The organism is Lysobacter sp. GCM10012299, assembly GCF_042649405.1.
Classification (GTDB): Bacteria; Pseudomonadota; Gammaproteobacteria; order Xanthomonadales; family Xanthomonadaceae; genus Lysobacter_J.
Map to the genome: position 1 here is coordinate 51,109 of NZ_JBHRZC010000005.1, position 12,503 is coordinate 63,611.

Consider the following 12,503-nt stretch of genomic DNA (forward strand, 5'->3'; position numbering starts at 1 on the left):
CCACAGTTCAACCGAGCTTCCCAGAAGGACCGCCCCGATGAAGACCCAGATCAAGATCGCATTCGCCGCACTGGCGATGACCGCCGTGCTTGCCGGTTGCGCCACGAGCCAGCCGTATTACGGCCAGCAGTACCCGCAGGGTCAGTACCCCCAGGGCCAGTATCCGCAGGGCCAACAGCCGCAGCAGGGGCAGCCGCCGGCGCAGCAGCAGGGCATGAGCAAGACGGGCAAGGGCGCGCTGATCGGTGCGCTGGCCGGCGTTGCCGCGGGCCTGCTCAGTGGTGACGATGCCACCGAGCGCCGCCAGCGTGCGCTGGTCGGTGCGGGTGTGGGTGGCCTGGCCGGTGCTGCGATCGGCAACTACCAGGACCGCCAGGAGCGTGCGCTGCGCGACCAGATGGCCGGCACTGGCGTGGACGTGGTGCGCGATGGCAACAACATCACGCTCAACATGCCCAGCGGCATCACGTTCGATTTCGACAAGTCCAATCTGAAGCCGGAGTTCTATCCGGTGCTGGATAACGTTGCGCGTACGTTGCAGGAGTACAACCAGACGATCGTCGAGGTGGCCGGTCACACTGACAGCGTCGGCAGCGATGCTTACAACCAGAAGCTGTCGGAGCAGCGTGCCAATGCGGTGTCGGGTTATCTGACCAGCCGCGGCCTCAATCGCGATCGTTTCATCGTGGTGGGTGCGGGTGAGACGCATCCGGTGGCGAGCAACGATTCGGAATCCGGTCGTGCGCAGAACCGTCGTGTCGAGATCACGCTGGTGCCGATCGAGTCCTGATCTCCAGCTGGTTGTGTGATTCGGAAAGAGCCGCCTTTGGGCGGCTCTTTTCTTTGCGGTCTGCGGTGGTCACAGGGCTTCCGTCTCCGGAGCGGCGCCGTCCGCCGACCCGGGGATTGCTACGCCCCGCGGACGATCGGGAGCTCGTCATCCCGGCGAACGCCGGGATCCATTTTGACCTTGACGTTGCCTGTCACCTCGCGCGGACTTCAACAATTATTTGTAAACGATTGAACCAATTGAGGTCATTGGCCGCATAAGGCTGTGCTACACGAATCCCTCCTTTTGCAAAGACGACAGCCGGATCTGTTCAACTCCAGCGCCAAGGTGTAAATATATGCACCATGGCCAGCCCTTCTCCGAAACGTACCGCCGTCCTGGCCTTCATCCGCGAACGGATCGAGGAGGGGCAGCCGCCGAGCCTGGCGGAGATCGCGCAGGCGTTCGGTTTCGCTTCGGTCACCGCGGCCAAAAAGCATGTGCAGGCGCTGGCCGACGCGGGCCAGATCGAGCTGGTGCCGAACCAGCGCCGTGGCATTCGCCTGCTCGGTCGCGATGCGCCGGGTGAGCTGGTCAGCCTGCCGGTGCTGGGACGGGTCGCGGCCGGTGTGCCCATTGGCGCCGACATCGTCGAGGACGCTCCGCGTCTGCGCCTGGATCGCCGACTGTTCTCGCGTGCGCCCGATTACCTGCTCCGGGTGCAGGGCGATTCGATGATCGATGACGGCATCCTCGACGGCGATCTGGTCGGGGTGCATCGCAGCAACGCGGCGCGCGATGGCCAGGTGGTCGTGGCGCGGGTCGATGGCGAGATCACCATCAAGCGACTGGAGCACGAGGGCGATGGCATCCGCTTGTTGCCGCGCAATCCGGCGCATTCGCCCATCGTGGTTGAACCGGGCCAGGACTTCGCCATTGAAGGCATTTTCTGCGGTCTGATCCGGCAGGGCTGAGGGCAGGGCATGGGCGCGGTCGTCGCCATCGACAGCCTGCTGGACCAGCGCCGGCTCTGGAAAGGCCAGCAGCGCCATGTGCTGCCCGCCAGTCCGCAGCCGAGCGGGCACGCCCTGCTCGATGCGGCGCTGCCTTCGGGCGGCTGGCCCGACGGTGCATTGACCGAACTGCTGATCCCGGCCGACGGCGTCGGTGAGTTGCGCCTGCTGTGGCCGGCGCTGGCGCGGTTGTCGCAGCAGGAAGGAACGATTGTTCTGGTCGCGCCGCCGTACGTGCCGTTCGCGCCGGCGTGGCAACGCGCCGGTGTGCGCCTGTCGCAGTTGCAGGTCATCGATACGCCGCCGCGTGATGCGCTGTGGGCGGCCGAGCAGTGCCTGCGTTCGGGAGCGTGCGCGGCGGTGCTGTGCTGGCCGCTGCACGCCGACGATCGCGCGCTGCGGCGGTTGCAGGTGGCGGCCGAGAGCGGGCGCTGCCTGGGCTTCGCGATCCGTCCGGCCAAGGCCGCGCGCAATCCTTCGCCGGCGGCGCTGCGCATCGCCATCGATACCGATCCGCAGCAATTGCGCGTGCTCAAGTGCCGCGGCGGGCTGGCGCCGACGCGGCCCATTGCCTTCGAATGGCAGTGAGGCAGGACCGTCATGCGCTGGGTCTGCCTGCTGTTGCCGCAACTGGCGTTGGACGGTGTCCTGCGCCGTCAGCCGATGCCCGATCAGCCTTTGGCGCTGATCGATGGACCGGTGCAGCGGCGCGTGCTGCATTCGGTCAATCCGGCCGCACGCGCGCTCGGGTTGCGGGCGGGGCAATCGCTGGCGGCGGCGCAGGCGATCCATGCCGGTTTCACCAGCGTCGCCTTTGATGCGAAGGACGCGGCACACTGGCGTGACCTGGTCGCGGCCTGGGCCTACCGTTTCAGTTCGCAGGTCAGCACGCAGTTCGCCCATGCCATCGTGCTGGAGATCGGCCGCAGTCTGAAGCTGTTCGGGCCGTGGCCGCGGCTGGAAGCGCAGATGCGCGAGGAGCTGCGCGAGATGGGCTTCCGCCATCGCCTGGTCGCCGCGCCCAATCCGCATGCCGCGCGGGTGCTGGCCAATGTCCACGATGGCATCGGGTTGACCGACGAAAGCCTGCTGACCGGCCTGGGGCAGATTCCGGTGGAGCGGGCCGGGCTCGATCGCGAAACCGCGCTGTCGTTGTCGCGCATGGGCCTGCGTCGCCTGAGCCAGGTCTTCGAGTTGCCGCGCGACAGCATCACCCGGCGCTTTCCGAAGACGGTGCTGCCGTACCTGGATGCCCTGCGCGGCGAGATGACGCAGCCGTTGACGCTGTACCGGCCGCCGGACGTGTTCGACCAGCGCATGGAGTTCGACCACGAGATCGAATCCAGCCAGGCGCTGCTGTTCCCGCTGCGCCGCCTGACTGCCGACCTGGCCACCTTCCTCGCCGGTCGCGACGGCGGCGTGCAGCGCTTCGTGCTGGTGCTCGAACACGAGCGCTGCGACGACAGCGAAGTCACGGTCGGCCTGCTCGCGCCCGAGCGTGCGGCGGCGACCTTGTTCGAACTCACCCGCGGCCGCCTCGAGCAGGCGCGGGTGCCTGCACCGGTGCGCGGCCTGCGCCTGATCGCGAGCGAACTGCCACCGTTCGTGCCGGCCAGCCGCGACCTGTTCGATGCGCGTTCGCAGCAGGCGATGCCGTGGCCGCAGTTGCGCGAGCGGTTGCGCGCGCGTCTCGGCGATGACGCCGTGCATGGGCTGGCCATTCGTGGCGACCATCGGCCCGAGCGCGCCTGGGGCCTCGATGCGCCGGGGCAACGCGAAGCCGCGCCGCCGTCATTGCCGCGACCGGGTTGGCTGCTGCACCAGCCGATCCCGCTGCGCGATCACGCATTGACCGTGCTGGCCGGGCCCGAGCGCATCGAATCGGGCTGGTGGGACGGTTTCGAAGTGCGCCGCGATTACTACCTGGTCGAGACGTCCAGCGGTCAGCGCGCCTGGGCCTATTGCGTCGCCGGCGAGCGTGGGCCGTACATGCTGCATGGGTGGTTCGCATGACGGAGTTGCCCGACTACGCCGAGCTGCACTGCCTGTCGGCCTTCAGCTTCCAGCGCGGCGCTTCGGTCGCGCAGGAACTGTTCGACCGCGCCAGGGAGCAGGGCTACCAGGCCCTGGCAATCACCGACGAATGCTCGCTGGCCGGCATCGTGCGCGCGCTGGAGGCGTCGCGGAAAAGCGGCCTGCCGCTGATCGTCGGCAGCGAAATGCGGATCGAAGACGGTCCGGCGGTGGTGCTGCTGGTGGCGGACCTGGACGGTTACGCCGCGTTGTGCCGGATGATCACCGTCGCCCGGCGCCGCGCCGAGAAGGGCCGTTACCGCCTGTTGCGCGAGGACTTCGAGGGACTTCCCGCCGGCCTGCTGGCATTGTGGCTGCCGGCCGATGGCGGCGACGGTGAGATCGACTGGCTGAAATCGATATTCCCCGACCGCCTGTGGATCGCCGTCGAACTCCACCGCGGCCCGGACGATGACGAACGCCTGCAGGCACTGCGCGAACTCGGACATCGCCATGGCTTGCCGCTGGTCGCCGCCGGCGATGCGCACATGCACGTGCGTTCGCGCCGGGTGTTGCAGGACACGCTGACCGCGATCCGCCACCGCACCACGGTGGTCGAGGCCGGGGCGCTGCTGTTCCCCAACGGCGAGCGCCACCTGCGAACGCGTCGCGCCTTGTCGGCGATCTACCCGGCCGACCTGCTGGCCGAGACCGTGCGCGTCGCGCAGCGCTGCCGCTTCACCCTCGACCAGCTGCAATACGAGTACCCGCGCGAGCTGGTGCCCGAAGGCCACACCGCCGCCAGCTGGCTGCGGCAACTGACCGACGAGGGCGCGCGCTGGCGCTGGCCCAAGGGCACGCCCGACAAGGCCCACGACCAGATCGAGCACGAACTGGCGCTGATCTCCGAGCTGCGCTACGAGTCGTACTTCCTGACCGTGCACGACATCGTCCGCTTCGCCCGCAGCCGCGCGATCCTCTGCCAGGGCCGCGGCTCGGCGGCCAATTCGGCGGTGTGCTACGCGCTGGGCGTGACCGAGCTCGACCCCGGGGCGATGAACATGCTGTTCGAGCGCTTCCTCTCGCGCGAGCGCAACGAGCCGCCGGACATCGACATCGACTTCGAGCACGAGCGCCGCGAGGAGGTGCTTCAGTACGTGTTCGAACGCTACGGCCGAGAGCGCGCGGCGCTGGTGACGGTGGCAATCAGCTATCGCGGCAAGAGCGCGATCCGCGACGTCGCCAAGGCACTGGGGTTGCCACCGGACCAGGTCAACGAACTGGCCGCGACCATGGAACGCTGGAGCGGTGAACTGCCGATGCCCGAGTACCTGCGCGAGCGCGGCTTCGACCCGGAGGCGCCAATCCTGCGCCGGGTGCTGCAGCTCACCGGTGAGCTGATCGGCTTCCCGCGGCATCTGTCGCAGCACCCGGGCGGCTTCGTCATCAGCGAGCAGCCGCTGCACAACCTGGTGCCGGTGGAGAACGCGGCGATGGACGGCCGCACCGTGATCCAGTGGGACAAGGACGACCTCGACGTCATGCAGGTGTCGAAGGTCGACTGCCTCGCCCTGGGCATGCTGACCGCGGTGCGAAAGACGCTCGACCAGCTGCGCCGGCACGGGCGTCGCGACATGACCATGGCCGACATCCCGGCCGATGACCCGGACACCTACGAGATGATCGGCCGCGCCGATACCGTCGGCGTGTTCCAGATCGAATCGCGCGCGCAGATGGCGATGCTGCCGCGGCTGCGGCCGAAGAACTTCTACGACCTGGTGATCGAGGTGGCGATCGTGCGGCCCGGGCCGATCCAGGGCGACATGGTCCATCCCTACCTGCGCCGCCGCAACGGCCAGGAGCCGGTCGAGTACCCGCCGCGCCTGCGCGAAGTATTCGAACGCACCCTGGGCGTGCCGCTGTTCCAGGAGCAGGTGATGCAGCTGGCGATCCAGGCCGCTGACTACACGCCCGGCGAAGCCGACGAGCTGCGCCGCTCGATGGCGGCATGGAAGCGCCACGGCGGGCTGGAGCACCATCGCGAGCGGCTGACCTCGCGCATGCTCGACAACGGCTACTCAAGGGAGTTCGCCGACCGCATCTTCGAGCAGATCAAGGGCTTCGGCAGTTACGGTTTCCCCGAGTCGCACGCGGCCAGTTTCGCGCTGATCACCTACGTCACCTGCTGGCTCAAGCGGCACGAGCCGGCGGCGTTTGCCTGCAGCCTGATCAACAGCTGGCCGATGGGCTTCTACACGCCCGACCAGATCCTGCAGGACGTGCGTCGCCATGGCGTGCGCGTGTTGCCGGTGGACGTGCGTTTCAGCGACTGGGACTGCAGCCTGGAGCGTTTGCGCGGCCAGGACGGGCTCGACGACCAGCCGTCGATCCGGCTCGGCCTGCGCATGATCCAGGGCTTCGACAGCGTCGCCGCCGAACGTATCGAGGCGGCGCGGGCACGGCGCGCGTTCGACGACGTCGCCGACCTGTGCGAACGCGCCGCGCTCGATCGCCGCCAGCAGGGCCTGCTGGCCGATGCCGGTGCGCTGAAGTCACTCGCGGGCCATCGCCATCGCGCACGCTGGGCGATCACCGGCGTCGAACGCCAGCTGCCGTTGCTGGGCGCGACCGTGTCCGGCAAGGAATCGCAGATTCGCCTGCCGATGCCGACCGCCGACGAGGACCTGCGTGCCGACTACGCCCTGACCGGTACCACGCTCGGCCGGCATCCGCTGTCGTACCTGCGCAAGGCGCTGGCCGCGCGTCGTTGCAAGGGCTCGACCGAACTCGACCAGGTCGCCCATGGCCGCAACGTGCGCACCGCCGGGCTGGTGCGCGGCCGCCAGCAACCGCAGACCGCCAGCGGCGTGATCTTCGTGACTCTGGAAGACGAGTCGGGAACGATCAATGTCGTGGTCTGGAAGCACCTGGCCGAACGCCAGCGGCGGGTGCTGCTGGAGTCGCAGCTGCTGGCGGTGGAAGGGCGGCTGGAGCGCGTCGATGGCGTGCAGCACGTGATCGCGCAGCGGCTGGAGAATTACGCCGAGCTGCTGGGCGAGCTGGATACGAGTTCGCGCGACTTCCGTTGATCAACGCCGGCGGCCGTCACTTCTCCGCGCCGTTGCCGTTGTCCTTGACCTTCGCCAGCATCCGCCGCTCGATCGCGCCGACCGCGGCCAGCACCAGCAGCGTCAACACCGTCGCCGCCAGCGCAAGCAGGTGGTAGCGGAACCCGGCCATCACGCCGATCACCGCGACCATCAGGATCGAAGCGGCCGTGGTGATGCCGGCCACCACATGGGATCCGCGGTGGCCGAAGATGGTGCCGGCGCCAATGAACGACACGCCGGCGATCACCGCTTCGACCAGACGCAACGGATCCAGGGTCAGGCCTTCGCCATCGAGGCGATGGTCGGTGATCACCAGCTGGCCCAGGCCGACCAGCAGGGCGGCGGCGCCGGCCACCAGCATGTGGGTGCGGAAGCCGGCCGGGCGGTTCTTCAGTTCGCGCTCGAAGCCAATGGCGCCGCCCAGCACCATGGCAATGGCGGTGTCGCCGAGCACTACCAGCTGCAGGGTCCAGTCCATCCATTCACCCTAAGGGCAGGCGATGTATAGACGGCGTCACGACCGGCCGCCAGGCCAATAACATGCGCGTCACGCATCCCTTCCTAGGATCGGTCGCACCTAAACGGAGGACATGCCATGGGCTTCATTATCTGGTTGATCGTAGGCGGCATCATTGGTTGGCTCGCGAGCCTCGTCATGCGTCGCGACGGCCAACAGGGAATTTTCCTCAACATCATCGTCGGCATCATCGGCGCCTTCATCGGTGGCTGGCTGGGCGGTGTGCTGGGGCTGGGCGGCGGTGACATCAACGATGGCAACTTCAGCATGAGCGGCCTGCTGCTCTCGTTGCTGGGTGCGATCGTGCTGCTGGCCATCGTCAACCTGTTCACCCGCGGCCGCGCGCGCTAACCGCCGCGTCCAGCATTCCCGGTTGCATCGCGGTACCAGCGCGCCAGCAGGTCGGGCAACACATCGGCCACGGGAATGTCGACTGCGGCATAGGCGTCCAGCGTGTCGAGCGCATGCTGGCGCAATGCCGCAGTCTGCGGCTGGTCGAGCCATTCCGGCTCGCCAGCCAGTCCGTCCAGCAGGGTGCTTGCCCAGGTGAACAGGTCTTCGCGGCCGCGCAGGAGTTCGCGGCGCAGCCAGGGCCGCAACGGGTCATGGACGGTGTATCCGCGGACGGCGAGGGCAGAAATTTCGCTTGCGAGCACTTCGCCGGCGCCGCGGTACCACTCGCTGTGGCCACCGGCCGCTTCGCGCACCAGCAGCGGCATCGGCGCCGAATGCAGGGCGATCGCATGCCCCAGCGCCAGCTCGAGGTCGCGTGCATCGCGCACGGTTTCGGTTTCGACCAGGAAGGCGCGGTCGAGGTCGAAGAACTCGAAGTAGCGGGTGTGCAGCGCCTGCATGCGCTGCAGCGGGTGGCGCGAGAAGCCGAGCTTGAGCAGGTCCTCGCCCGCGCACGGCAGGACGTACAGGTAGCTCGCCCCTTCGCTGCTGGCGCGGGTTCGATCGGGATCGGCGGTGCGTATCAAAGCCATGCCCGACATGATCGCGCCAGCACGGGGCCTTGCATGAACGAACCGCCGCGACGGTGACGCGGCCTTGATCTCCGCGCCGGGATGCTGCGGGCATGGCAGCCCGCGAGCGCACCACTATTGCGGTACGGACCGGCTCGGCCGAACAATCGGCTGCCGCCGGCGGCCTGGTCTATGTCAGTGACGCCGACCCCGGGTTGCGGCGGCGCCGTGCAGGCAAGGGCTTCTCGTACGTCGATGCCCAAGGCCGGCGCATCCGCGATGCCGCGACGCTGGCGCGGATCCGTGCCCTCGCCATTCCGCCGGCCTACCGCGACGTGTGGATCTGCACGCGCGCCAACGGCCATATCCAGGCGACGGGCCGCGATGCCCGGGGACGCAAGCAATACCGCTACCACCCGGACTGGAGCCAGGTCCGCGACAGCGACAAGTTCGATCGCATCGTCGCCTTCGGCGCATCGCTGCCGCGCCTGCGGCGGCGCCTGCGCAGTGACCTTGCGCGCAGTGGCCTCGGCCGCGAAAAAGTATCGGCGATAGTGGTGGCGGTGCTCGCCGACACCCTGCTGCGCATCGGCAACGACGAATACGCGCGCGGCAACCGTTCCTACGGCCTGACAACGCTGCGCAACCGCCATGTCGAATTCCTGCGCGGCGGACGGGCCCAGTTCCGCTTCCGCGGCAAGAGCGGCCTGGAGCACGACGTCATCCTCGACGACGCGCGACTGACCCGGCTGATGCGGACATGCCAGCAGCTGCCGGGGCAGATGCTGTTCCAGTACCGCGACGAGGACGACACGGTGCAACCGGTCGATTCGGGACTGGTCAACGACTACCTGCGTGAAGCCACCGGAGGCGAGTTCACCGCCAAGGATTTCCGCACCTGGGGCGGCACGCTGCTGGCGGTGCGCCTGCTGGCCGCGAGCGAAGTGCCCTGCAAGGACGATGGTCAACCTGATGCCCAGGGCATCGTCTCGACCCGCAACGCGGTGATCAAGGAAGTCGCGCAGGTGCTCGGCAATACGCCTGCGATATGTCGCAAGTCGTACATCGACCCGGCCGTGTTCGCGTGCTGGGAAGATGGCCGCCTGCAACGCGCCACGGCCAATGCGCGCGGCGCGCGGCAATGGGAGCAGGCGGCGCTGCGGCTGTTGAAGCGCGCCCACCGCGAGGCGCGCTGAGGTCAGTCGCTGTCGTCCTCCGGCGCCTGCCAGTCCAGGGATTGCTCTTGGAGGTAGGCATCGACGGCCGCGCCGATGGTGGGGTAGATCGGGCCGAATTGTTCCAGCACCTCGAAGCGCTGCAGCTTGTCCTTGACCGGATCCTTCAACTCGGCAAACCGGAACTCGACACCGGCTTCGCCCAGCGACCGCTCGAGCTCGGCCAGCATGTCCGCCGACGTGACATCGATGCTGGTGACCGGCTCGGCGGCAACCACTATCCGCCGCGCCGGGGTCGGCGACTGCGCCACGGCCTCCAGCACGCGCTGGTGGAACAGCTCGGCGTTGGCGAAGAACAGCGGCGCATCCCAGCGGAACAGGATCAGGCCCGGCACGAGCTGCGCTTGCGGGTAGCGCCGGATGTCGTGGAAGCCACGGATGCCCTCGACCCGGCCCATCACGGCGTAGTGCGGCCGCCAGCCGTCCCAGAGGAACTCGATCACCGCAATGGCAATCGCGATGCCTATGCCGTGGATCACGCCCAGCACGGCGACGCCGACGAAGCAGGCGACCGAAAGCCAGAACTCCCATTGCTGGATGCGGTAGATGCGGCGCAGGTCGGCGAACTCGAACAGGCCGATCGCAGCGGCGATGACGACCGCCGCCAGCGCACTGCTGGGCAGGTGCTCGAGCAGGTTGGGTGCGAACAGCAACAACAGCGCCACCGCCACCGCGCCGACCACGCCGGTCAGCTGCGTCCTCGCGCCGGCGGCTTCGGCCACGGGAGTGCGCGAGGAACTGCTGCTGATCGGAAACCCCTGGAACAATCCCGCCGCCAGGTTGGCCGCACCCAGGCCGATCATTTCCTGGTTGGGGTCGACGACCGTCCCGGTCTTGGCCGCATACGTCCTCGACAGCACGCTTGTGTCGGCGAACGCGACCATCGCCACGGCGCAGCCGCCGATCACGACCTGGGCGAGGTGGGCAGGCTCGATCCACGGCAGCGCAAACGAAGGCAGCCCCTGCGGCAGCTGCCCGAGCACTTTCACGCCGGCGCTGTCGTCGAGGGCGAACGCACCGACCACGAAGGTCGCTGCCACGACGGCGATCAGCAGTCCGGGGATCCGCTTGTACGGTTTGAGCAGCAGGATCAGCACCAGCGTGCCTGCGCCCACGGCGAACGCGGTCCAGTTGGCCTGGCCGCCGGCAATTCCACGCCAGGTGTTGGCGAGATCGCGCAACGGTCCGGCGCTGTCGATCGAGAACCCGAACAGCTTGGGCAACTGGCTGACCAGCACCGTCAACGCAATGCCGTTCATGTACCCATAGCGGATGGGCTTGGACAGCAGCTCGGTGACGAAGCCCAGGCGCAACACGCCGATCAGGATGCACACCAGCCCCGACACCACCGCCATCAGGCTCGCCACGACCACGGCGCGTGCCGGATCGCCGGCCGACAGCGGCAGCACCACCGCGAGGATGACCGCAGCCAGCGACGAGTCCGGCCCCAGCACCAGGATCCGGCTCGGCCCGAACAGGGCGTAGGCGAGCAGGGGGACGATGGTGGCGTACAGGCCGTAGATGCCCGGCACGCCCGAGGCGACGGCATAGGCGATGCCGACGGGCACTAGCATCGTGGTCAGCACCAGCCCGGCCATCAGGTCGTTCGGAAACCAGGCGGCTTCGTAGCGCCTTGCGGTCTGCAGCCCGGGTAGCCAACGCATCCAGCCGTTCATCCGCGAGCTCCCTGTGGTCGCTGGTCATGCCTGTAGGGTCAGGCCTATGGCGAGCATTCTCGCCGAGGTCGCGCTGTCAGTACTGCTCCTTGATGAACTTGAAGGGATAGTCGGGCTCGACATAGTCGCCGCGCTTCTGCCGCTTGGGCAGGCGGAACTTCTCGCGCGGCATCTCTTCATAGGGAATCTTGTCGAGCAGGTGGCGGATGATGTTGAGCCGCCCGCGGCGCTTGTCGTCCGTGCGCGCCACGTACCAAGGCGCCTGCGGTGAATCCGTGGCCGCGAACATGTCGTCGCGTGCGCGCGAATAGTCGTACCAGCGGCCATACGACTTGAGGTCCATGGGGGTCAGCTTCCACAGCTTGCGCCCGTCGGTGGCACGTTCCTTCAGGCGCCTGGTCTGTTCCTCGTCGCTGACTTCCAGCCAGTACTTGAGCAGGATGATCCCCGACTGCACGATGGCCGCTTCCACCAGCGGCGTGGTGCGCAGGAACTTGCGCACGTTGGCTTCGGAGGTGAATTCCATCACCCGTTCCACGCCGGCGCGGTTGTACCAGCTGCGGTCGAAGATCACGAACTCGCCTGCCGACGGCAGGTGGCGCATGTAACGCTGGAAGTACATCTGGCTCTTCTCGCGGTCGGTCGGTGCCGGCAGCGCCACGACGCGGAACACGCGCGGGCTGACCCGTTCGGTGATCGCCTTGATCGTGCCGCCCTTGCCGGCCGTGTCGCGCCCTTCGAAGACGACGCAGACCTTCATCTTCTTCGCGACCAGCCACATCTGCAGCTTGACCAGCTCGACGTGCAGCTTCTCCAGCTCCGCCTCGTACTCCTTGCGCTTCATCCGTTCCGGTTCGGTGGGCGCCTGGTCGTGTGTGTCGGCTTTCATGGCTGGCTCCGGCTATCGTCAGGCCTTGCCCTCGTTCTCGACGGCCTTGGTGATGATGTCGTTGTAGAGCTCGACGATCTGCACGGCGATCTTGTGCATGTCCGGATTTCGCGCCCACACCTGTTGGCCGCGCTGCGCATCTTCGAGCGCGCCCTTGAGGAAGGTGATGTCTTCGTCGGTCAGGCGCTCGCCTGCGTCGACGCGCTTCTTCACCGCCAGCGTGCGTGGCAGGCGGAACGTGTTCAGCCGGTCGAGCAGGGCCTTGAGGGTGCCGGTATCGTCGGTTTCGTCGGACATGGTCGCCGTCCATGCGTGG

12 protein-coding genes are annotated in these 12,503 nt (G+C 67.8%); 7 read left to right on the top strand and 5 right to left on the bottom strand.

The annotated features are described in order from the left end of the window. The first annotated feature begins 37 nt into the window (after positions 1–37). The 5 genes from ACFOPO_RS14245 (at position 38) to ACFOPO_RS14265 (ending at position 6,884) form a co-directional block, all read left to right on the top strand. On the top strand, positions 38–790 hold the full coding sequence (locus tag ACFOPO_RS14245) for an OmpA family protein (RefSeq protein WP_386703961.1): 753 nt from the start codon (positions 38–40) through the stop codon (positions 788–790). Positions 791–1,134: 344 nt separating this feature from the next. Beyond that, positions 1,135–1,743 carry a transcriptional repressor LexA gene (gene lexA / locus ACFOPO_RS14250; protein ID WP_386703963.1) on the top strand — a complete coding sequence of 203 codons (609 nt, stop codon included), beginning with the start codon at positions 1,135–1,137 and terminating at the stop codon, positions 1,741–1,743. A gap of 9 nt (positions 1,744–1,752) precedes the next feature. After that, positions 1,753–2,370: a translesion DNA synthesis-associated protein ImuA gene (imuA, locus tag ACFOPO_RS14255; protein WP_386703965.1), complete on the top strand. Its 618-nt coding sequence runs from the start codon at positions 1,753–1,755 to the stop codon at positions 2,368–2,370. 12 nt (positions 2,371–2,382) lie between these two features. Beyond that, a complete protein-coding gene (locus tag ACFOPO_RS14260) occupies positions 2,383–3,795 on the top strand; it encodes a Y-family DNA polymerase (protein WP_386703967.1) in 1,413 nt (470 codons plus the stop codon). Next, complete coding sequence (locus ACFOPO_RS14265) at positions 3,792–6,884, top strand: error-prone DNA polymerase (protein WP_386703969.1); 3,093 nt, start codon at positions 3,792–3,794, stop codon at positions 6,882–6,884. The genes ACFOPO_RS14260 and ACFOPO_RS14265 overlap by 4 nt, the downstream gene beginning before the upstream one ends. A gap of 16 nt (positions 6,885–6,900) precedes the next feature. Here the strand turns inward: ACFOPO_RS14265 and ACFOPO_RS14270 are convergent, their stop codons facing one another. Then, positions 6,901–7,383: an MgtC/SapB family protein gene (locus ACFOPO_RS14270; RefSeq protein ID WP_386703971.1), complete on the bottom strand. Its 483-nt coding sequence runs from the start codon at positions 7,381–7,383 to the stop codon at positions 6,901–6,903. A 117-nt stretch (positions 7,384–7,500) separates the two neighbouring features. On the opposite strand from ACFOPO_RS14270, the gene ACFOPO_RS14275 reads away from it, so the two are divergent. Further along, positions 7,501–7,773 (top strand): GlsB/YeaQ/YmgE family stress response membrane protein, encoded by a 273-nt coding sequence (locus ACFOPO_RS14275; protein ID WP_386703973.1) that lies wholly within the window; start codon positions 7,501–7,503, stop codon positions 7,771–7,773. Here the strand turns inward: ACFOPO_RS14275 and ACFOPO_RS14280 are convergent. Beyond that, positions 7,770–8,408 carry a GIY-YIG nuclease family protein gene (locus ACFOPO_RS14280; RefSeq protein WP_386703975.1) on the bottom strand — a complete coding sequence of 213 codons (639 nt, stop codon included), beginning with the start codon at positions 8,406–8,408 and terminating at the stop codon, positions 7,770–7,772. The two genes, ACFOPO_RS14275 and ACFOPO_RS14280, sit on opposite strands and share 4 nt — an antisense overlap. A 92-nt stretch (positions 8,409–8,500) precedes the next feature. Here ACFOPO_RS14280 and ACFOPO_RS14285 point away from each other — a divergent pair, with 92 nt between their 5' ends. Beyond that, positions 8,501–9,583: a DNA topoisomerase IB gene (locus ACFOPO_RS14285; RefSeq protein WP_386703977.1), complete on the top strand. Its 1,083-nt coding sequence runs from the start codon at positions 8,501–8,503 to the stop codon at positions 9,581–9,583. A gap of 2 nt (positions 9,584–9,585) precedes the next feature. On the opposite strand, the gene ACFOPO_RS14290 is transcribed toward ACFOPO_RS14285, so the two are convergent. The 3 genes from ACFOPO_RS14290 to ACFOPO_RS14300 all read right to left on the bottom strand — a co-directional run bounded on the left by ACFOPO_RS14290 (position 9,586) and on the right by ACFOPO_RS14300 (position 12,484). After that, entirely contained in the window at positions 9,586–11,286 is a 1,701-nt protein-coding gene (locus tag ACFOPO_RS14290; RefSeq protein ID WP_386703979.1) for a SulP family inorganic anion transporter, read from the bottom strand. Between the two features lie 88 nt (positions 11,287–11,374). After that, complete coding sequence (gene ppk2, locus ACFOPO_RS14295) at positions 11,375–12,187, bottom strand: polyphosphate kinase 2 (RefSeq protein WP_386703981.1); 813 nt, start codon at positions 12,185–12,187, stop codon at positions 11,375–11,377. 18 nt (positions 12,188–12,205) lie between these two features. Next, a complete protein-coding gene (locus ACFOPO_RS14300) occupies positions 12,206–12,484 on the bottom strand; it encodes a hypothetical protein (protein WP_386703983.1) in 279 nt (92 codons plus the stop codon). Positions 12,485–12,503 lie beyond the last annotated feature (19 nt).